At 65.9% G+C, this 19316-nt stretch carries 19 protein-coding genes; 3 read left to right on the forward strand and 16 right to left on the reverse strand.

What is annotated here, in order from left to right; genetic code table 11:
• Positions 1 to 43: 43 nt before the first annotated feature.
• Together BM002_RS00460 and BM002_RS00465 are read left to right on the forward strand one after the other, a co-directional pair.
• Positions 44 to 907 (forward strand): hypothetical protein, encoded by an 864-nt coding sequence (locus BM002_RS00460; RefSeq protein ID WP_139212197.1) that lies wholly within the window; start codon positions 44 to 46, stop codon positions 905 to 907.
• 146 nt (positions 908 to 1053) lie between these two features.
• Positions 1054 to 1671 carry an HNH endonuclease gene (locus BM002_RS00465; protein WP_245749079.1) on the forward strand — a complete coding sequence of 206 codons (618 nt, stop codon included), beginning with the start codon at positions 1054 to 1056 and terminating at the stop codon, positions 1669 to 1671.
• On the opposite strand, the gene BM002_RS00470 is transcribed toward BM002_RS00465, so the two are convergent.
• The 13 genes from BM002_RS00470 to mazG all read right to left on the reverse strand — a co-directional run bounded on the left by BM002_RS00470 (position 1644) and on the right by mazG (position 14605).
• Positions 1644 to 2582, reverse strand: coding sequence for a hypothetical protein (locus BM002_RS00470; protein ID WP_092776104.1), 939 nt, complete (start codon positions 2580 to 2582; stop codon positions 1644 to 1646). The genes BM002_RS00465 and BM002_RS00470 overlap by 28 nt on opposite strands.
• Positions 2582 to 3832: a cation:proton antiporter gene (locus BM002_RS00475; RefSeq protein ID WP_092776107.1), complete on the reverse strand. Its 1251-nt coding sequence runs from the start codon at positions 3830 to 3832 to the stop codon at positions 2582 to 2584. Before BM002_RS00475 ends, BM002_RS00470 begins: the two co-directional genes overlap by 1 nt.
• 18 nt (positions 3833 to 3850) lie before the next feature.
• Positions 3851 to 4273: a cupin domain-containing protein gene (locus BM002_RS00480; RefSeq protein WP_092776110.1), complete on the reverse strand. Its 423-nt coding sequence runs from the start codon at positions 4271 to 4273 to the stop codon at positions 3851 to 3853.
• On the reverse strand, positions 4270 to 5178 hold the full coding sequence (locus BM002_RS00485) for a DMT family transporter (protein WP_092776113.1): 909 nt from the start codon (positions 5176 to 5178) through the stop codon (positions 4270 to 4272). The genes BM002_RS00480 and BM002_RS00485 overlap by 4 nt, the downstream gene beginning before the upstream one ends.
• Positions 5175 to 6464, reverse strand: a complete 1290-nt coding sequence (locus BM002_RS00490; protein ID WP_092776117.1) for a sensor histidine kinase — start codon at positions 6462 to 6464, stop codon at positions 5175 to 5177. Before BM002_RS00490 ends, BM002_RS00485 begins: the two co-directional genes overlap by 4 nt.
• An 88-nt stretch (positions 6465 to 6552) precedes the next feature.
• Positions 6553 to 7830, reverse strand: a complete 1278-nt coding sequence (eno, locus tag BM002_RS00495) for a phosphopyruvate hydratase (RefSeq protein ID WP_092776120.1) — start codon at positions 7828 to 7830, stop codon at positions 6553 to 6555.
• Between the two features lie 57 nt (positions 7831 to 7887).
• Entirely contained in the window at positions 7888 to 8766 is an 879-nt protein-coding gene (locus BM002_RS00500; RefSeq protein WP_092776122.1) for a DMT family transporter, read from the reverse strand.
• Complete coding sequence (locus tag BM002_RS00505; RefSeq protein ID WP_092776125.1) at positions 8763 to 9824, reverse strand: DUF7822 domain-containing protein; 1062 nt, start codon at positions 9822 to 9824, stop codon at positions 8763 to 8765. Before BM002_RS00505 ends, BM002_RS00500 begins: the two co-directional genes overlap by 4 nt.
• A 9-nt stretch (positions 9825 to 9833) precedes the next feature.
• Positions 9834 to 10244, reverse strand: a complete 411-nt coding sequence (locus BM002_RS00510) for a Fur family transcriptional regulator (RefSeq protein WP_092776128.1) — start codon at positions 10242 to 10244, stop codon at positions 9834 to 9836.
• Positions 10245 to 10279: 35 nt separating this feature from the next.
• The gene (locus tag BM002_RS00515) at positions 10280 to 11668 is read right to left on the reverse strand and encodes a protein adenylyltransferase SelO (protein WP_092776131.1); all 1389 of its coding nucleotides are present in this window, start codon (positions 11666 to 11668) and stop codon (positions 10280 to 10282) included.
• Between the two features lie 59 nt (positions 11669 to 11727).
• Complete coding sequence (locus BM002_RS00520) at positions 11728 to 12660, reverse strand: nucleoside hydrolase (RefSeq protein ID WP_092776134.1); 933 nt, start codon at positions 12658 to 12660, stop codon at positions 11728 to 11730.
• 61 nt (positions 12661 to 12721) lie between these two features.
• Positions 12722 to 13732, reverse strand: a complete 1011-nt coding sequence (locus BM002_RS00525) for a Fe(3+) ABC transporter substrate-binding protein (RefSeq protein ID WP_092776137.1) — start codon at positions 13730 to 13732, stop codon at positions 12722 to 12724.
• 51 nt (positions 13733 to 13783) lie between these two features.
• Positions 13784 to 14605, reverse strand: a complete 822-nt coding sequence (gene mazG, locus BM002_RS00530) for a nucleoside triphosphate pyrophosphohydrolase (protein ID WP_092776139.1) — start codon at positions 14603 to 14605, stop codon at positions 13784 to 13786.
• 56 nt (positions 14606 to 14661) lie between these two features.
• Between mazG and BM002_RS00535 the strand changes: the two genes are divergently transcribed.
• Complete coding sequence (locus BM002_RS00535) at positions 14662 to 15822, forward strand: M20 aminoacylase family protein (RefSeq protein ID WP_092776142.1); 1161 nt, start codon at positions 14662 to 14664, stop codon at positions 15820 to 15822.
• Positions 15823 to 15855: 33 nt separating this feature from the next.
• Here the strand turns inward: BM002_RS00535 and gluQRS are convergent, their stop codons facing one another.
• The 3 genes from gluQRS to BM002_RS00550 all read right to left on the reverse strand — a co-directional run bounded on the left by gluQRS (position 15856) and on the right by BM002_RS00550 (position 19224).
• The gene (gene gluQRS / locus BM002_RS00540; RefSeq protein ID WP_092776145.1) at positions 15856 to 16761 is read right to left on the reverse strand and encodes a tRNA glutamyl-Q(34) synthetase GluQRS; all 906 of its coding nucleotides are present in this window, start codon (positions 16759 to 16761) and stop codon (positions 15856 to 15858) included.
• Positions 16758 to 18107, reverse strand: coding sequence for a methylenetetrahydrofolate--tRNA-(uracil(54)-C(5))-methyltransferase (FADH(2)-oxidizing) TrmFO (gene trmFO / locus BM002_RS00545; protein ID WP_092776148.1), 1350 nt, complete (start codon positions 18105 to 18107; stop codon positions 16758 to 16760). The genes gluQRS and trmFO overlap by 4 nt, the downstream gene beginning before the upstream one ends.
• 265 nt (positions 18108 to 18372) lie before the next feature.
• Positions 18373 to 19224, reverse strand: a complete 852-nt coding sequence (locus tag BM002_RS00550; protein WP_092776153.1) for a LysR family transcriptional regulator — start codon at positions 19222 to 19224, stop codon at positions 18373 to 18375.
• Between the last annotated feature and the right edge of the window lie 92 nt (positions 19225 to 19316).

Genomic DNA, 19316 nt, shown 5'->3' on the forward strand with positions numbered 1-19316 from the left:
GGTCATGCGGTTTTTGGTTCCTCTCCTTGTCCTGCTTCTTCCAATGGCCAGTTTCGCCGATGACGGTCGCCCGGCCTTCGATGTGCCGTTTTGGCAAGGTTTGATCGAGGCGGAGAGCTGTTCGCCCGACACCCTCGTCGACGCCCTTCGTGATCCGCAGGGCCGCAGGCAATGCCGCACGGGTGCACGCCGCTGTTTCGAAGCCTCCGCCCTGACGCTTGCGCGGATGTGCGGGGCTGGGCCAGAGGCGATCCCGGCGAGCCCCTGCGCCGCGCGGTTCGAGGCCAGCAAGGGAGATGGTCTGGCCTGTCTGATCAATCGAGGCTACGCCGTGCCCCACCCCGTCATCGCTGCACAGGTTACACCGGAAATGCTGAATTCGCCGGGTGGTGCGATCCTGCTGACGATGGGCGGCGGTCGGATGGATGTGGCCCCCGCCCAGTTGAACCTGTCCCCGGCGGATCTGGCGGATGAAACTGACGACAAGGTCTTTCCGGCACACCATCGGGCCGTTCTGGCCCGGATTACGGCGCTGCTCGACGCCATGCCGCGGCCGAGAGAGATCCGGAAATACGACGGGATGAGTTTGCCGGATCGGCGGCGCATCATGTCTGCGATCGAAGCCAGTATCCCGCGCGTGGTCAACGGCTGCCCGATCGAGACCGGTGGGCGGTCGGCTTTTGCGGCGATATTGGACACGCCCGAAGTCAAAGCTGAAATGGAAGATCTTGTGGAGGCGTTGGCCCTGCTTGCGCGCGCGCTCAACGGTGAAGAGGTTACCGTTCCCGAGAGGGCTGAGACGCCGAAAGCAGAGCCGCGATGTCAGTCACGGCCACAGGATACCGTATACCCCCGGATTGTTGAAACCATCGGCTTTGCCTTTGGCATGATGGAGCGCCAGAGATAGTGCCCCCATGCGTTGACTGTCACAGGCATTGATCGAACCCCATCTTGAGTCTTGCCAGTCTTCGAAGCCTATATATAGTCGCCCTCGACAGGGGCCGTGCGCCCGGAGGTTTCGGGTGCGCCGCCCCCACTTCAGGGAGGCGCGAGATGACCGCCTTGTCGATGACGACCGCCCCGCGGGGCGACGGCGATTTCAGGACGGAGTTCACCCGCGATCCGGCGGGTTTGCGGCACTTTCCTGCGCTGGTTCTGAATGCCGACTACCGGCCTTTGTCCTACTATCCGCTGTCGCTCTGGCCGTGGCAGGATGCGGTGAAGGCCGCCTTCCTCGACCGGGTCACCATCGTCAGCGAATACGAGGAGGTCGTGCGCTCGCCCACGACGACGATCCGCATCCCTTCGGTGGTGGTGCTCAAGGATTACGTCGCCCCGCAGCGGCGGGTGGCCTTCACGCGGTTCAACCTGTTCCTGCGCGACGAGTTCTGCTGCCAGTATTGCGGATCGAAGGGCGATCTGACTTTCGACCATGTGGTGCCGCGCGCCCGGGGCGGTGTGACGAGTTGGGAAAACGTGGTGGCCGCCTGCGGGCAGTGCAACCTGCGCAAGGGGTCGCGGTCGCTCAAGCAGGTCGGTTTCAACCTGCGCCGCGCGCCGCGCCAGCCGAGCGCGCCCGAGCTGATGAACATGGGCCGCCGGTTTCCGCCCAACTACCTGCACGACAGCTGGATGGACTTCCTCTACTGGGATGCGGAGCTGGAGGCCTGACGCCGGACCAGCACGCCGTCCCAGGCGCATTGGACCACGTCCGCAAGACGCGGCGGGGCGGTCTGGTCGAGGCGGAATTGCAGCGCGTCGAGAGAGCGGGCCAGATCGCCGCTGATCCGCGGGCTGTTGATGTAGTCGGCCTGCGACAACAGCCCCTCGACCGGCGTCGAGACGGCAAGGTCCGGATTGTCGGTCGAAAGCATCCAGATCGCGCCAAGGCAGAGATCCCGGTCTTCCGCGCCGCAGCTTTCGGTGCAGAAGTCGACGAAATGCGTCATGCCGGGACCCCGCGCGATGTTCGCGCCCTCGGTTCGCAGGTCGGCGTCATCCGGTGAGCGGCCCAGGCGTCGGAACGGGAACCAGGACTCGGGCCCGGGCACGGTCGCAACCCCGGTGGCGAGGTCGATGCTGTCGAGATGCGGGCCCCAATCGGAAATCGCATCGGGGGCATCGCGGCGCCTGGCGATCTCAAGGGCGGCGGCGAATTCGCCTTGGGCCAGAAACGCGGGCCAGACGGTCCGTGCGATGCGCGTTTCGCCCATCTCGAGCAGGGTGACGATGGCCTCTCCGCGCGTTTCGGCCAACGCGCTCTGACGGATCGCATCGGCGCGGGGCGAGGTTTCAGCGGCGACCTCGGTCCAGCTTTTGCCCGACAAACCACCGGGCGCACGCATCAGCTGGTTCCGCTCCCGGCGTGGCAGTGCGGCAATCTCGGCGGGCCAGAGCGCGCTGTTGGTCGAAATCTGGCCCAGGAACACTTGCGCGTCGACATCGCCGCCTTCGGCCAGCGATCTGAACGCCGCGATGGCGGCCATATCCTCGCCGTCGGTCCAGAGGGTCAGGGCTTCGTCAAAGCTCTGCGCGGCGACGGGCCCGGTGAGGGCAAGGACAAGAGCAATGGATTTCCACATCACATCAACTCCGGTTCACCGCCTGCGCGACGTGCGACGCGGGCGACGGTCAAGCCCTGCACGATGATCGAGAACAGGACAACGATGTAGGTCGCCGTCAGCATCAGCGGCTTCCATTCGCTGTCGGGCAGCGACAGGACCAGCGCGACCGAAATGCCGCCCTTCAGACCGCCCCATGTCATGATGCGGATCACGCCGTCTTCCATGTTGTCCGAAAACGGTTTCAGAAGCGTCACCGGCACCACCACCGCCGCGAATCGCGCCAGCAGATGCAGCCCGATAGCGGCAAGCCCGGCCAGAAGGTAGCTCGTATCGAAGGCCACGGCGAAGACCTCCACCCCGATCAGCAGGAACAGGATCGCATTCAGGATTTCGTCGATCAGGGTCCAGAAGGTGTCGACATGGGCGCGCGTCTCGTCGGACATGCCGTATTTGCTGCCGACATCGCCGATCAGAAGACCGGCCACGACCGCCATTATGGGCGCCGAGACATGCAGCCAGACGGCCAGTTGATAGCCCCCGAAAGCCAGCGCCAGCGTGATCAGCACCTCGAGCGGCGGATCGTCGATGCGGCGCATGATGCGGAAGGTGACCCAGCCCAAGGCCCCGCCCAGGGCTGCGCCGCCGAACGCCTCCTGCACGAAAAGGGTGGCCGCCGCCGACAGGCCCCCGCCGTGGTCGTCGCCCGTGGGAAAGGCGATCCCGACCAGCACCAGGAAGACGACATAACCCACGCCGTCGTTGAACAGGCTTTCGCCCGCGATTTTGGTTTCCAGCGTCTTGGGCAGGTTCGCCGCGCGCAGCACGCCCAGAACGGCAACCGGGTCCGTGGGCGAGATGAGCGCCCCGAAAACCAGCGCGATCAGAAGGGGCGTGCCGGTGATCCAGCTGAAGCCGACGCCCGCGATGGCCGTCGACAGGCCGACGCCAAGCGTCGCCATCAACAGCACCAGTAGCCATTCCTTCTTGAGGTCTGCGACCTTGACATGGAGCGCGCCCGCAAAGAGCAAAAGCCCGAGCATTCCTTCGAGCAGCGCCTCGGAAAACTCAATCTCGAGCACAACCGACCGGATCGCCCCCGCAACCCCGAGCGTGGGGGCCGCGATGTCGATCAGCAGGATGCCGAAGCTTGCCACCAGGGCCACGATCAGGATGCCGATGGCTGATGGCAGTTTGAGAAACAGGTAGTTCACGGCCCCGAAGGCGGCGGCAAGCACCAGAAGGAGGGACGCGATTTGTAGCAAATCCATCGTGTTACAGCCCGTTCTTCATCTTGGAATGTCGAAATCCGGGGCAGCAAGCTCGAACCCCTCGAACCGGAAGCCGGGCGAGACGGTGCAACTGACCAGCGTCCAGTCGCCAGTGGTGCGCGCGGCCTGCCAGTGATCCTTCGGGATCACGCCTTGCAGCACCATGGACGCCAGATCGGGCCCGAGCGTCATATCCTCGGCCGGACCGGCGTCGGTGGCGGCACGGCTCAGGATCAGGGGCGCACCTGCATGCCAGAACCAGATTTCATCCGCGTCGACCCGGTGCCAATGGCTGCGTTCCCCGGCTTTCAGCAGGAAATGGATCGCCGTGCCCGCGGGGCGTTCGTCGCCGTCGGTCGGCGCGACATAGGTCTGTCGAAACCAGCCCCCTTCCGGATGGGGAACGAGGCCCAATGTCGTGATGATGTCGTCGGCTGTCATGCGTCGACCCGCTCCCGCCAGAGGATGTAGAGACCTGTTCCGATTGTCACGGCGATCCCGGCAAGCGCAAGGGGGTTGGGCAAATCTCCGAACAAAGCCAATCCGATAACGGCCGCGACGGGGATCTCCAGGTATTGGATCGGGGCCAGCGTACTGGCCGGGGCATAGCGCAGCGACCACGTCATCAGAAGGTGACTGAGCGTGCCGAGCGCGCCCATCAACACAAGGATGGGCCAGTTTTCCCCGGGCGTCAGCAGAACCATCGCCGCGTCCTTCGAAAGGACAACATAGGCAAGGCCCAGAAGGCCAACGGCCATCGCGCCCGACGTGGCCTGCATGGCGAGCGGGTCCGCCTCATGCGCGATGCGCCGGGTAACCAGCATGAAACCGGCAAAGACGAATGCCACCGACAACGGGTAGAGAACCGGCCAGCCGACGGCGGCAAAACTCGGCTGCATGACCATCAAAGTGCCGACGAACCCCACGCCACAGGCCGTCAGGCGGCGCAGGCCCACGGTTTCGCCCAGGACGAAATGCCCGAGCAGCAGCAGGATGAAGGGCATCACGAACGCAATTGCGATGGCGTCGGCGAGCGGCAGATAGGTCAGCCCCGTCACCATCAGCCAGATGCCCGCGATTTGCAGCAGCGTGCGCAGGATGGTCAGCTGCCAGCCAAGGCGCGACATGCGCCAGCTTCGACCGCTTGCCACGACCATCGGCGCCAGAACGACAGCCTGAAATAGGAAACGGATGAAGACCAGTTGCAGGACGGAAAAACCGATTTGCGCCAGATACTTGGCCGTTCCGTCGCTGAGCGGGGCCAAAACGCAGAAGCCGATCATCAGGGCAAGGCCCAGGACGGGCCGGTCGATCGAGACGCGCGCGGCCGACGGTGTCGCGGTCATCCCCGCAGGCGCAGGCGGGCGGTCGTGCCCTTGCCCTCCGAGCTTTCCAATTCGAACCGTCCGCCCGCCTGTTCGGCAAAGGTCCGCACCATCGACAGGCCCAGACCCGTTCCCTTGCCCTCGGGCTTGGTCGTCACGAAGGCCTCGGTCGCGTGGCGCAGCACATCGGCCGACATGCCCGAGCCATTGTCCGAGACGGAGATCATGATTTCGCCAAGTGTTTCCGCATCGCCGGAACTCAGGCGGCGGGCCTCGACGGTGATGATGCCTCCGTTCGGCATCGCATCCTTGGCGTTGACGATCAGGTTGAGCAGGGCGGCCTCGAGCTGTGCGGAATCGATCCGCATGCTCAGCCGCGGCTCCGCCTCGAGGTCGAGGGCCACGTTGGCGGGCAGGACCCGGCGGGAGAAGGTGAGCAGACTTGCAAAGAACTCGTCGATGGCGATCAACTCGGGGTCGTGGGATTTGCGCCGACTGGTGGCCAGCAGCTGCCCGACCAGACGTCCGCCGCGTTCTGTCGCATCGCCGATCTCGCGCAGGAGGGGCGCGCGCTCATCCTCGGGCAATTCGCCCAGAAGGTCGATGTTGCCGCGCATGACGGTCAGCAGGTTGTTGAAATCATGTGCGATTCCGCTGGTCAGGCGGCCCACGGCCTCGCCCTTCTGGGCGTGCAGCAGTTCTTCGGTTCGCGCGGCAAGCCGGGCTCGTGCCGATGCTGTCGCCAGGGCGACCCGGCTGAAGAAGACCGTGATCAGGGCGACCGCGATATGCAGGAAGATCCGGTCCGAGTCCGAGAAACCGCCCGCCAACCCGAGGCCGAATGCCGTCATTTGCGCGCCGGCGCCCACCACGACCAGGCCGATCAACGTCGCATCCATCGACCGCGTGTCGTTGCCGATACAGTTGAGCGCTTGTCCGAACATCAGGATAACGGCCGACCAGGCGGCGGTTTGCGATGGCCAGAACGCGTTGACGACGGCGAGCGCGGTAAAGGCGACGATCGTGATGGCATGATGTGCCAATAGCTTTGTGAGCATCGGGCGGGTGACATGCTGTGCCTGCGCGACCCGGCGCGCATGGCCGATATAGGTGAGGTCGGCGGCGAAATAGATCGCGGCGACGATGGCCACCGTGATCGGCGCCTCATAGACGAGCATGAGCGTGACGCCCAGTGCGATCAGGCCAAGGCGAAGAGGCCTCTCGGGGGCCTGATCTTGCTCGATGGCAAGGAAATCAGAGACGCGCCGACGGAACTTGCGGTCAGCTTGGGTCGGAGAATACATCATCGCGACGCTCCATTCCTGCTGACGGTACCATGCGCGGATTATTGCGCAAGGGTTCCCCGGGCAGGGGTTCCCTTGCGTTCACGGATCATCAACCGCGCAGAATGCTGCGGCCCGCATAGACGGCGGTTTCTCCGAGCATTTCCTCGATCCGGATCAATTGGTTATATTTGGCCAGCCGGTCCGACCGCGCCAGCGAGCCTGTCTTTATCTGGCCACAGTTTGTCGCAACGGCCAGATCGGCGATGGTCGCGTCCTCTGTTTCGCCCGAACGGTGCGACATCACGCAGGTCATGCGGTTGCGATGCGCCAGGCTCACGGCCTCCATGGTTTCCGACAGGGTTCCGATCTGATTGACCTTCACCAGAAGCGAATTGGCCGCGCCCCGTTCGATCCCCTCGGCCAGGCGCACCGGGTTGGTGACGAACAGGTCGTCGCCCACCAATTGCACCTTGTCCCCAAGCGCCTCGGTCAGGGCGATCCAGCCGTCCCAGTCGTCCTCGGACATGCCGTCCTCGATGGACAGGATCGGGTAGTCACGTACCAGCGCGGCGAGGTATTCGACATTCTCATCCGACGAAAGTGTTTTCCCTTCGCCAGCAAGCACATATTTGCCGTTCTTGAAGTACTCCGTGGCCGCGCAATCCAGCGCCAGCATCATGTCCTCGCCGGGGGTATAGCCCGCCTTCTCGATGGACTTGAGCACGAAATCCAACGCGTCCCGCGTCGACGACAGGTTCGGGGCAAAGCCGCCCTCGTCGCCGATACCCGTCGACAGACCCGCCGCCGAAAGCTCACCCTTGAGGGTGTGGAACACCTCCGACCCCATGCGCACCGCCTCGGCGATTGAGGTGGCCGAGACCGGCATGATCATGAATTCCTGGATGTCGATCGGGTTGTCGGCATGTTCGCCGCCGTTGATGATGTTCATCATCGGCACCGGCAGGACGCGGGCAGCGGTGCCGCCGACATATCGGAAGAGCGGCAGGGCGCTGGCATCGGCCCCGGCCTTGGCCACGGCCAGAGACACGCCAAGGATCGCATTGGCCCCCAGACGGCCCTTGTTGTCGGTGCCGTCCAGTTCGATCATCGCGGCGTCGATGGCCTCCTGCTCGGCGGCGTCGAAGCCGACGATGGCGTCGGCGATTTCCCCGTTCACCGCTTCGACCGCCTGCAAGACTCCCTTGCCCTTGTAGCGGGCCTTGTCCCCGTCGCGTTTCTCCACTGCCTCATAGGCGCCGGTCGATGCGCCCGACGGCACGGCGGCCCGGCCCATCGTCCCGTCTTCCAGCATCACGTCGACCTCGACTGTCGGGTTGCCCCGGCTGTCCAGAATCTCGCGGGCGTGGATATCTGTGATTGTGAACATGGCGGCCTCCGGGTGGGGTTGGCGAAAATGGGTTCGCGGCCCCTCTAGCGCGTCTGGCTACACTTGGGAAGCCGTCCGCAAGCGTGCCTCGCGGATCAATGTATAAAGGCCGCTAGCGATAACAATCGCGACCCCGACCAGTGTCCAGACGTCCGGCCGCTCGCCAAAGGCGACGCCGCCCACCACCAGCGCAAAGAGCATTCGCGAATAGCGGAACGACGACACGAAGGAGATGTCGCCAAGCCGGGTCGCCGCCACGATCGTCAGATAGCCGAACATCCCGATCCCGACGCAGAGCGCCAGAATGCCGAAGCCAACCCCATCGGGCACCACGACCGGCGCACCCAGGGCGAGCTGCAATGCGACGCCGGTCGGGAAGAGCGCGGCAAAGGCATGGAGCGACAGCCGTGCGCCCGACACCACGCCGGGCATGGTCCGCGTCACCAGATCGCGCGCCGCCAGCCCCAGCATCCCGCCGACCGCCAGCAGGGTCGCGGGGTCGAAGCTGTCGGCGCCGGGGCGCAGGATGACCATGACGCCGACAAACCCGACGATGATGGCAAGCCAGCGTCGCCAGCCCACCTGTGCCCCAAGGAACAGCGCCGCCCCCATGGCCACCACCAACGGCGTCGCCTGAATCACCGCCGAGGCGGTGGCCAAGGGGATCAGTGACAGGGCCGACACAAAGCAGAGCGTCCCGAACACCTCGAACCCCGACCGCAGCAGGACCTGGGGGCGGATGTAATGCGCCGACCAGACCGCCTGACCTGACAACCGCAGCCAACCGACGAAGGCCAGCGCCCCGCCAAGGCCCAGCATCCAGATGATCTGTGCCGCCGGGATCGTCCCCGACAGCGCCTTGATCAGCCCATCCTCGACGGCGAAGGCGGCCATGGCGGCGACCATCAGGGCTGCGCCGCGCAAACTGTCGGTCATGGGCGCGTCACCTGTCCGAAGATCCGGGTGAGGAGGGCGCTCGATGGCTTGCCACCCTGCAAGGCTTCGGCCACCCCCGTGCCGGTCAGCGCCGCGATCCCGTCCGGGCGAATGGCGATGGCGCGCAGGTCCCGCGTATCCTCGATCTGCCATTCCAGAAGGCGCGCCGCTGTCAGCCGCGCCGACCCGATCTCCGGGTCGATATGGACCGCATGACGATGACGCAGCCCGAACAGCCCCGTCGTCCGGTTCACGAGCACAAAGGCGTAGCGCCGATCATGGGTGCCATCGTCGCGCAGGTCACTGAATGTCCGCTCGACCACGAGCGCCCAGTCGGGCGCGGGCGCCAGTGCCGTCACTTTCGGCACGATGACCTCGGCGCGAAACCGCTCTGCCGTCGCGGCGAGAAACGCGCCGCGCGGGACTGGATCGACGCAGAGCACATCCGAGACCCCGCCCAGGCCCAATGCTGCGGTGTCGCGCGTGATGTCGTTGCGCGCCATGCCAAGGGTCAGCGCGGCAAGCGGCCCGGCGCCTTGACCGTCCAGCATCGCGGCCAGTTCGCGGGCGCCGGTCTCGACCCGGTCGGGCAGGGCGTCCACGGCTTGCCCCAGGGCCAGGGCATTCTGGCGCAGGTCTTCCGCCGTGCGCAGCCAGACGCGCGGATCGTCGGACTCCATTTCAAGAAGCTCGACCAGTTCCAGCACCATGACTGGCGGTTGGACCTTGCGCAGAACGTTCAACGCCCCGGCCACCTCGGCCGACAGGATCGGGTCCGGCATCTCTTCGGCCAGATGCGCGACGATCCGCAGAAACTTGATCGCCCGGGACCGGTCGGTGCCGAACAGGTTGGGCACGTTCACAAGATCGCCCGACGGATCGCGCACGGCACTCGCGCTCAGCACGCTCACGCCGATGCGGGTGTCGCCCGAGACCAGAAGCAGCGCCAGCGCGGGTACATGCCAGGACCATTCCCCGATCCCGTCATAGCGGCGACCCCGGTCCAGCGTCTTCACCGGCGCGCGGTCGGTCGCGTAAAGATAGCTTCGGTTCGCCATGGCGCGCGGTTACTTGCGGCGCACGGCGAACAGCTCGAGCCGATGGCCCTTGAGGTCATAGCCAAGGCGTTCGGCGATCTTCTCCTGCAGGGCCTCGATCTCGGGGTCGACGAATTCGATGACCTCTCCGGTCTGAAGGTCGATCAGGTGATCGTGGTGTTCCCGCTCCGCATCCTCGTAACGGGCGCGGCCGTCGCCGAATTCGCGCCGCTCCAGAATGCCCGATTCCTCGAACAGCTTGACGGTGCGATAGACAGTGGCGACGGAAATGCTCGGGTCCTGTTCGGCGGCGCGGGCGTGGATCGTCTCGACGTCCGGGTGGTCCGACGCATCCTCCAGCACCTGCGCGATCACGCGGCGCGGTCCCGTCAGGCGCAGGCCCTGCGTCTCGCAGCGGTCAAGGATCGTCGGCAATGTCATGCCCGATCCCTAGCCTTCGCTGCGACGCAGGGCAATCATGTCCCGCAAAACGTCCGGATGACCCGTTCGTCGTCGGTCGCGGGGCGGCGATAGGGGGCGTTTGCCTCGGTCTCGTGCCAGGGGTCGGCCAGCACGGCGTTCAGCGCTTCGAACGGCGCGAAATCCCCGGAATAGGCCGCCGCGATGGCCTCCTCCACCCGGTGATTGCGCGGGATGATGGCGGGATTGGCGCGCGCCATGGCATCCCGGTCGGGGTCGGCCTCCTGCCAACGGCGCATCCAATCGCCCAGGCGCGTGGCGTCAATGACCTGATCGCGCGCGGTGTCCGGGGCAACGGTCAAGGCGCGGAACATGTTGGTGAAATCGGCCTGACCCTCGGCCATGATGTCCAGAAGCTCCAGCGCCAGACCGATGTCCGAAACGCCGATCTTGGCGGCCATGACCGCCCGCCATTCCCGCTCGTGCAGGGCGGCGAAGCCTTCCAGCACCTCGGTCGCCTCGGCCACCGCCGCCTGGCGCTCGCCCATCAACGGCAGCAAGGCCGTGGCCAGTTGCGCAAGGTTCCAGAGCGCGATGTCGGGCTGGTTCTTCCAGGCATAGCGCCCGAACTGGTCGATGGAGCTGAAGACCATGTCGGGGCGATAGACCTCCATGAAGGCGCAGGGGCCATAGTCGATCGTCTCGCCCGACAGGGTCATATTGTCGGTGTTCATCACGCCGTGGATGAAGCCCAGACCCATCCATTGCGCCACCAGCCGCGCCTGAGCCGCCATCGCGTGACGCAGCAGGCCCATGGGCCCCTCGGCCCCGGGCGCGTGGCGCGCCAGCGTATGGTCCAGCAGGGCCTGCAACCCGTCGACGTCCTCGCGCGCGGCATAGACCTGAAAGGTGCCGACGCGGATGTGGCTGGCGGCGACGCGGGTCAGCACACCGCCGGGCAGGGGGCCCGTCTCGCGCAGAACGCGGTCGCCGGTCGCCACGGCGGCCAATGCGCGCGTCGTCGGCACCCCAAGCGCGAACATCGCCTCGCTCAGCACATATTCGCGGATCACCGGCCCGAGTGCCGCGCGCCCGTCGCCCATCCGGCTGTAGGGCGTCGGCCCCGATCCCTTGAGCTGGATGTCCACGCGCCCCTGCGGCCCCATGTGTTCCCCCAGAAGCAGCGCCCGCCCGTCGCCCAGTTGCGGCGACCAACCCCCGAACTGGTGCCCCGCATAAAGCTGCGCCAGCGGGGCCGCCCCGTCCGGCACCCGGTTGCCCGCAAACACATCCAACGCCCCGCGCAATTCGTCGGGGTCCAGCCCCAGATCGCGCGCCAACCCCGCGTTCAGGGCGACCCAGGACGGGGCCGAGACAGGCGTCGGCGGCATCCGGGTAAAGAACCGTTCCGGCAGGCGCGCATAGGAATTGTCGAAGCTGAACATCGGTCCGGTCTTTCTCTGCTTTGCAAATACTCAGGCCGCGCCGCCGCAGCCGTCGCACCCTAGAGCCGGGCGATCCGCTCCGTCAGAAGCGCGTAATACCCGTCGGCATCGAGATCCCCGATGAACAGCGCATTGGCCGCCCGATCAGTCACGCCCCACCAGTCGGCCACGGTCATGCCGCGGGTCAGCGGGCTTTCGACCTCGATCTCCACGTTGATCTCCCGGCCTGTAAACAGGTCCGGTCGCAACACCCAGGCGATGACGCAGGGGTCGTGCAGCGGTGCCCCTTCCGAGCCGTATTTCGCCATGTCGAACCGCTCGAAAAAGCCGGTCCAGCCCGCGACGGCCGGCCCCACGCGGCCCGCCGCGCGAAAGGCGTCATTGCGTGCCCGGGTGGTCAGCGCCTTGTGCGTCACATCCAGCGGCAGGACCGTCAGCGGCACGCCCGACGCAAAGACGACCTTGGCCGCCTCGGGGTCGACGTAGATGTTGAATTCCGCCGTGGGGGTGATGTTGCCCACCTGGAAATAAGCCCCGCCCATCAGGACGATGCGCTGGATCCGCCCCGCGATGTCGGGCGCGCGGGAGATGGCCGTGGCGATGTTGGTCAAGGGGCCAAGCGGGCAGAGAATGACGCTGCGTTCGGGTTCCGCGCGCAGGGTGTCGATGATGAAATCCACCGCATGGCCGTCCGCGACCGGCATGGTCGGGTCGGGCAGGTCGGCCCCGTCGAGGCCGGTGTTGCCGTGCACATGCTCTGCCGTAACAAGGTCGCGCGCCATGGGCCGGTCGCATCCGGCATGGACCGCCACATCGGGTCGCCCGGCCAGTTCGCAGACCACCCGCGCGTTGCGCGTCGTCAGGCCCAGCGGCACATTGCCCGCAACCGTGGTGATGCCCAGAACCCGCACCTCGGGCGAGGCCAGTGCCAGAAGGATGGCGACGGCGTCGTCCTGGCCCGGGTCGGTGTCGATGATGATGCTTTGTGTCATGGTCCCACATCAAGCGCCCGCCGGTCCGATTGTCCAGACCGGCGCGGCGTGTCAGACCGGATCAGCCGTCGAAGTCGACTTCCTCGACCAGTTTCAGGGCCTCGGCCCGGTGGCTGGCGATCGCGGTCAGGTCGGTTTCGTCCGGCGTCAGCGCGCCCCAACCGGCCACCAGGGCCGAAGGCGTGGCCCCCGGCGCGACCGGGTATTCGTTGACGACATTGGCATAGATTTCCTGCGCCTCGGCCGACGACAGGTATTCCATGAAGGCCAGCGCCTCGGCTTCGTTGTCCGCGCCCTTCACCATGCCGACGCCCGAGATGTTCACATGGGTGCCCGCACCGTCGGCGAAGGTCGGGAACTCGATGCGCACCGAGTTGGCCCATTCGACCTGCTCGGGGTCGGCCAGCATCGCGCCCATGTAATAGGTGTTGCCAAGCGAGATGTCGCACTCGCCCGCCCAGATCGACTTGACCTGCGCGCGGTCGTTGCCGTCGGGCGATTTGGCGAGGTTGGCCTTCAGCCCTTCCAGCCAAGTCTTGGTCGCTGCGACTCCGTTGTGCTCGATCATGGCCGACACGAGGCCGATGGTGTATTCATGGGTGCCCGAGCGGGTGCAGATGCGTCCGGCCCAGATCGGGTCGGCCAGCGCCTCGTAGGTCGTGACCTCACCCTCGCCCACGCGATCCTTGCTGGCATAGACGATGCGCGCCCGCGTCGTCAGTCCGAACCACATGTTGTCGTCATCGCGCATGGCATCAGGGATGTTTGCGGTCAGAACCTCGCTTTCCACCGGTTGCAACACGCCCGCCTCCTTGGCCTCGGACAGGCGCGAGATGTCGACGGTAAAGATAAGGTCGGCGGGGCTGCGCTCGCCCTCGGCGACCAGACGCTCCGTGATGCCCTTGTCGATGAAGACGACATTGGCGGTGATTCCCGTCGCAGCCTCGAACCCGTCGATCAGCGGCTGGATCAGTTCGGGTTGACGGTACGAATAGACGTTCACCTCCTGCGCGATGGCGGGGGCTGCCAGGACAAGGGCGGTTCCGGTCAGGAAAAGGGTACGGATGGACATCGGGGTCTCCTGTTGGTGTCGCCCCGTTTATTCCCGACTCTTTTAGTCGGGTCAATCCCGATTATTATGGTCGGGTATTTTTTCCGCCCGCTTCGCCGCGTCCCAGAGCCGGTCCATCTCGGCCAGGTCCGATTGCGCCGGGCCGCGCCCCTCGGCGGCCAGTGCATCCTCGATGGCCTCGAACCGGCGGGTGAACTTGGTATTCGCGGCCCGCAGCGCCGCCTCCGGGTCCACATCGAGGTGCCGCGCGAGGTTGGCCACCACGAACAGCAGATCGCCCATCTCCTCGGTCACCGCGTCCTGGCTCAAGGTGTCCTTCGCCTCGACCAGCTCCGCCGCCTCTTCGCGAAGCTTGTCCAGAACGGCGATTGTCTCGGGCCAGTCGAAGCCCACGCGCGCGGCGCGGTTCTGCAACTTCACCGCGCGCAGCAGGGCCGGCAGGCCAAGCGCCACCCCATCCAGCGTGCGGCCCTTGCGCTCTTGCGCCTTGGTGGCCTCCCAATCGGCGACCTGCTGTTCCGCGGACTTGTCGCGGTCGCCATCTCCCCAGATGTGCGGATGCCGGTCGACCATCTTCTGGGCCACACGCTCGGCGATGGAATGGAAATCGAACCGCCCCTCCTGTTCGCCCATCCGCGCGTGATAGACGACCTGCAGCAAGAGGTCGCCCAATTCACCCTCCAGCTCGTCCCAGGCGCCGCGTTCGATGGCGTCAGCAACTTCATAGGCTTCCTCGATGGTATAGGGCGCGATGGACGCGAAATCCTGTTCGATGTCCCAGGGGCATCCCGTCTCGGGGTCGCGCAGCCGTTCCATGATCGCCAGAAGCCGGGGCAGGCCGCCACCGGGCCGGGTGCAGATGTCGTCGTCCATTGCGTCCTCCGGGTTGTGGGTGTTTCCTGCACGGCGACCCGCCGAAAGGAAACCCCGTGCCCGTTCTCAATTCGATTGCCGCCTTGGAACCCGAAATGCGCGAATGGCGCCGCTGGCTGCACCGCAACCCCGAGCTTCAGTTCGACCTGCCCAAGACCGCCCGCTTCGTCGCCGACAAATTGCGAGAGTTCGGGATCACCGAAATCCACGAGGGCATCGCCGAGACCGGCATCGTCGCGATCATCGAGGGGCAGGGCGACGGCCCGACCATCGGGCTGCGCGCCGACATGGACGCCCTGCCCATCGAAGAGGCGTCGGGCGTCGAACACGCCAGCGAGACGCGCGGCAAGATGCATGCCTGCGGTCATGACGGCCACACCACGATGCTTCTGGGGGCGGCGAAATACCTGGCCCAGACGCGCAACTTCCGGGGTCGCGTCGCGCTGATCTTCCAGCCCGCAGAGGAAGGCGGCGGCGGCGCCCGCGTCATGGTCGAGGAAGGGATCATGGACCGGTTCGACATCGGCCAGGTCTATGGCATCCACAACGCGCCCAACTTCGCCGAGGGCGAATTCTTCACCGCGCCCGGGCCGATCATGGCCGCCGTCGATACCTTCCATATCGATATCGTCGGCAAGGGCGGGCACGGCGCGATGCCCCACGACACCAAGGACCCGGTCGTCGCGGCCCTGGGCATCGGGCAGGCGATCCAGACCATCGTGTCGCGCAACCACTACGCGCTCGATGAACTGGTCGTGTCGGTGACCCAGATCCACACGGGGACGGCCGACAACATCATTCCCGCCAGCGCCTATATCGAAGGAACGGTGCGCACCTTCGATCCGGCGGTGCAGGACATGGTGGAACGCCGCCTGAACCAGATCGTGGCGGGGCAGGCGGCGAGCTATGACGTCTCGGCCTCCTGCCGGTACGAGCGGGGCTATCCCGCGACGGTCAACGATGCCGAAAAGGCCGAATTCGCCGCAAGGGTCGCCGCCGATGTGGTGGGCGCAGGCCGGGTGACCGCCGATTCCCCGAAGGAGATGGGGGCCGAGGATTTCAGCTACATGCTCGAGTCGCGCCCCGGGGCCTATCTGTTTCTGGGCGCGGGCGCGGGGCCGGTGCTGCACCACCCGGAATACGACTTCAACGATGCCATCGCCCCCGTCGGCGCGAGCTTCTTCGCCCGCATGGTCGAGACGGCGCAGCCGGTCTGAAGGATTCGGTAGGGTGCGTGGTAACCACGCACCTTACGGCGCCACGCGGCTCTCCCGAAGGTGCGCCAACAGGGCTTCGGCCGACCACCCCGCGTCGCGGTAGCTGGCGATGGAGCGCGCGTCGTCCCGCTTGGCCAGCCGCTTGCCGGCCCCGTCGCGCACCAGATCGTGGTGATGATAGACCGGCGTCGGCAGGCCCAGGAGCCGTTGCAGCAGCACATGGATCGGCGTCGCCTCGAACAGATCCCCGCCGCGCACCACATGGGTAACCCCCTGCGCCGCATCATCGACCACCACCGACAAGTGATAGGAGGTGCCGAATTCCCGCCGCGCCAGAACCACGTCACCGATATCGCGCAGGTAGCTGTCGCGCGACGTGGCGACGGTGCCCGGATGCAGGGGACCTGTCTCGAGAAACGAAAGCCCCCAATGATCCGCCTGATCCTGCAGGATCATGTGCTCGCAGGCCATCTGCGCCACATTCATGTCGATCCGAAGATGCACGTCTTCGGGCCGCGGCGGCCAAGGATAGCCCGTCGGCGCATCCGCCCGGCAGGTGCCGGGATAGACCGGGCCGTCGGGGCCCAGGGTCGGCTCGACCCCTTCTTGCGGCGCGCTCAACGCCTCGGCGATGTCCCGGCGTGAACACGTGCAGGGATAGAGGAGGAACCGCGACCACAGATCATCGAGCGCCGCCCCATAGGCGTCCATCCGGTCCGACTGCCGCATCGGTTCCGCGTCCCAGACGATGCCCAGCCAGTTCAGATCGTCCTTCAGCTGCGCTTCCCATTCGGGCCTTGCGCGCTGCCGGTCGATATCCTCGATCCGCAGAAGGAAACTGCCCCCCTCCGCCCGCGCCATGTCATGGGCGATCATCGCCGACCAGGCATGCCCCAGATGCAGCGGACCGGTGGGCGAGGGCGCGAAGCGCGTGATCATTCGGCGGCCTGACGGACCCCCAGCCAAGCCTGCCAATCGGCCTTGGCGCGGTCGGTATACATCTTGTAGCGCACCTGCCGCCCCTTGCGCCCGCCACGCGCATCGACGGGCGGGAACAGGCCGAAGTTGACGTTCATCGGCTGGAACGTCTTGGCGTCCGCGCCCCCGGTGATGTGGGTAACGAGGGCGCCCATGGCGGTGGTCTCGGGCACGGGCTCAAGCGTCCGGCCCTGCATTTCTGCGGCGGCCAGACGCCCGGCCAGCAGGCCCATGGCAGCGGATTCGACATAGCCCTCCACGCCCGTGATCTGCCCGGCAAAGCGGATATGGGGCTTCGATTTCAGCCGCATCTGATCGTCGAGCAGCGTGGGCGAGTTGATGAAGGTGTTGCGGTGGATGCCGCCCAGACGGGCGAAAGACGCCTCCTGCAAACCGGGAATCATCTTGAAAACAGAGGTTTGCGCGCTGTACTTCATCTTGGTCTGAAATCCGACGATGTTGTAGAGCGTGCCCAGCTTGTTGTCCCGGCGCAGCTGCACCACGGCATAGGCCTTGTTGGTCGGGTCGTGCGGGTTGGTCAGGCCGACGGGCTTCATCGGGCCGAAGCGCAGCGTCTCCCGGCCCCGCTCGGCCATCACTTCGATCGGCAGGCAGCCGTCGAAATAGCCAGCGGTCTCGCCCGGCTTGAACTCGGTCTTCTCTGCCGCGAGCAGGGCGTCGATAAAGGCCTCGTATTGGTCGCGGGTCATCGGACAGTTGATATAGGCGGTCCGCTCTTCCTCGGTCTCGCCCTTGTCATAGCGCGACTGCATCCAGGCGATGTCCATGTCGATGCTGTCGTAATGCACGATGGGGGCGATGGCGTCGAAGAAAGCCAGGCTGTCCTGACCGGCCTCGTCGGCGATGGCCTGCGCCAGCGCGCTGCCGGTGAGGGGGCCGGTGGCGACGATCCAGTGCCCGCTGTCGGGCAGGGCGGTCACCTCTTCGTCCACCACCTCGATCAGGGGATGGGAGCGCAGGCGCGCGGTGACGGCCTCGGCAAAGGGGTCGCGGTCGACGGCCAGCGCGCCCCCCGCCGGCAGGCGGTGCTTATGGGCCATTTCCATGATCAGGCCGCCAGCCGCCCGCATTTCCCAATGCAGAAGGCCCACGGCGTTCTGTTCGTCGTCATCCGACCGGAACGAGTTGGAGCAGACCATCTCGGCCAGCGACCCGGTGCGATGCGCAAAGGTCCCGACCCGGGGCCGCATTTCGTGGATGGTCACGGGAACACCCGCCTCTGCCGCCTGCCAGGCCGCTTCGGATCCGGCCATTCCGCCGCCGATGATGTGCAATCTGTCCGTCATGGGGCTGACATAAGCCGCAAGGTCGCGCGGGGGAAGCCCATACGAAAAAAGCCGCCCTGAAGGCGACTGCGACAAAGGGGCGAGACCCTTCGGATGTCCGCTCGACTGTCCGCAAGATGCTCCCCCGGCGGGGGCGTTGGTCGCCCTTCGGAGGATCGGGTGGCATCCATCCTGCTGCCCGACTTGGTCTTGCCACTCTGTCCGGCCTAGACTGTTGCAGACGCCGAATGCCAGTTCGATTTGTGCAAAGCCGGGATTGGCCGCGTCACTCGCTCGCCAGCTGCAAATGGTGCGGGCGCGGGGTGCAGAACCAGTCGACCACCGCCCGCAACGTCGCATCCGAATGCCGCGTCTCATGGTAGGTGATCCAGAGTTCGCCCGGGATGTCGTTCCCCGGCAGATCGGCCAGCACGAGGTTGTCGCCCGGACTGACCATGTAGTCGGCCAGCAGCCCGGGCAGTCCGGTGGCCCGCACCATGTCGAGCGCCATCGGCATCTCCTCGACCCGGAAGCGTGGCTTCGGGGCGGCCTCGGCATAGATATCGCGCAGGACATCGGCGTCGGGATAGCGGTGCGACAGGCCGATCCACTCGCCGTTCATGACGTGATCGCGCCCGTGATATACGCGCAAGGAGAAGTCCCGGAACTTGCGCGCCTTGAGCCGCCCGCCCTCGGGGCGGCCGACGCGCACCTGGATATCCGCCTCGCCAAGTCCTTGGGAATAGGCCTTGTCCGTCAGGGTCAACATGACCTGCGGCAGATATTCAGAGAGTTCGCCCGTGCGCGGCAGAACGAAATGGCTATGAACGGCGGGCGGGGCCGAGATCTCGATGGCGACCTGCTGGTTGGCCTGGCCCGCGTGCATGTTCACCAGTTCGGCGCGCAGCTTCTGGTCCAGTTCGTCGGCGATGCCGGCCAGCGCGGTAGCCACCTCGGTCGCGACGAATCCGGTACCGCGCTTTTCGAAAAGCGGCATCGACAGGTCCTGGCTCAGACGCTCGAGACGCCGCGACACCGTCGCGACGTTGGTATTCAGATAGCGCGCAGCCGCAGACATCGTGCCATGCCGCGTCATCGCCAGAACGAATTTCAGATCGTCCCAATTGTCCAGATTCATCGACGCCTCCGAGAAGTCCCACCCCTCGTAACTGCGTTGTGTCGTCCTTCTAATGCAGAACAAGTGTAAATTGATATAGCGGATTTGCGTTT

The organism is Jannaschia pohangensis (assembly GCF_900113875.1).
In the GTDB taxonomy this organism is placed as follows: Bacteria; Pseudomonadota; Alphaproteobacteria; order Rhodobacterales; family Rhodobacteraceae; genus Jannaschia; species Jannaschia pohangensis.

What these genes read in the sequence shown, in the direction of transcription:
- BM002_RS00510 (WP_092776128.1), bottom strand. Translation starts at nt 10,244, where the DNA reads ATGACATTGCCGACGATCCTTGACCGCTGCGAGACGCAGGGCCTGCGC.
- trmFO (WP_092776148.1), bottom strand. Translation starts at nt 18,107, where the DNA reads ATGACGGACAGATTGCACATCATCGGCGGCGGAATGGCCGGATCCGAA.
- BM002_RS00475 (WP_092776107.1), bottom strand. Translation starts at nt 3,832, where the DNA reads ATGGATTTGCTACAAATCGCGTCCCTCCTTCTGGTGCTTGCCGCCGCC.
- mazG (WP_092776139.1), bottom strand. Translation starts at nt 14,605, where the DNA reads ATGGACGACGACATCTGCACCCGGCCCGGTGGCGGCCTGCCCCGGCTT.
- BM002_RS00500 (WP_092776122.1), bottom strand. Translation starts at nt 8,766, where the DNA reads ATGACCGACAGTTTGCGCGGCGCAGCCCTGATGGTCGCCGCCATGGCC.
- BM002_RS00520 (WP_092776134.1), bottom strand. Translation starts at nt 12,660, where the DNA reads ATGACACAAAGCATCATCATCGACACCGACCCGGGCCAGGACGACGCC.
- BM002_RS00515 (WP_092776131.1), bottom strand. Translation starts at nt 11,668, where the DNA reads ATGTTCAGCTTCGACAATTCCTATGCGCGCCTGCCGGAACGGTTCTTT.
- BM002_RS00460 (WP_139212197.1), top strand. Translation starts at nt 44, where the DNA reads ATGGCCAGTTTCGCCGATGACGGTCGCCCGGCCTTCGATGTGCCGTTT.
- BM002_RS00525 (WP_092776137.1), bottom strand. Translation starts at nt 13,732, where the DNA reads ATGTCCATCCGTACCCTTTTCCTGACCGGAACCGCCCTTGTCCTGGCA.
- BM002_RS00480 (WP_092776110.1), bottom strand. Translation starts at nt 4,273, where the DNA reads ATGACAGCCGACGACATCATCACGACATTGGGCCTCGTTCCCCATCCG.
- BM002_RS00470 (WP_092776104.1), bottom strand. Translation starts at nt 2,582, where the DNA reads ATGTGGAAATCCATTGCTCTTGTCCTTGCCCTCACCGGGCCCGTCGCC.
- BM002_RS00550 (WP_092776153.1), bottom strand. Translation starts at nt 19,224, where the DNA reads ATGAATCTGGACAATTGGGACGATCTGAAATTCGTTCTGGCGATGACG.
- BM002_RS00490 (WP_092776117.1), bottom strand. Translation starts at nt 6,464, where the DNA reads ATGATGTATTCTCCGACCCAAGCTGACCGCAAGTTCCGTCGGCGCGTC.
- gluQRS (WP_092776145.1), bottom strand. Translation starts at nt 16,761, where the DNA reads ATGATCACGCGCTTCGCGCCCTCGCCCACCGGTCCGCTGCATCTGGGG.
- eno (WP_092776120.1), bottom strand. Translation starts at nt 7,830, where the DNA reads ATGTTCACAATCACAGATATCCACGCCCGCGAGATTCTGGACAGCCGG.
- BM002_RS00465 (WP_245749079.1), top strand. Translation starts at nt 1,054, where the DNA reads ATGACCGCCTTGTCGATGACGACCGCCCCGCGGGGCGACGGCGATTTC.
- BM002_RS00485 (WP_092776113.1), bottom strand. Translation starts at nt 5,178, where the DNA reads ATGACCGCGACACCGTCGGCCGCGCGCGTCTCGATCGACCGGCCCGTC.
- BM002_RS00505 (WP_092776125.1), bottom strand. Translation starts at nt 9,824, where the DNA reads ATGGCGAACCGAAGCTATCTTTACGCGACCGACCGCGCGCCGGTGAAG.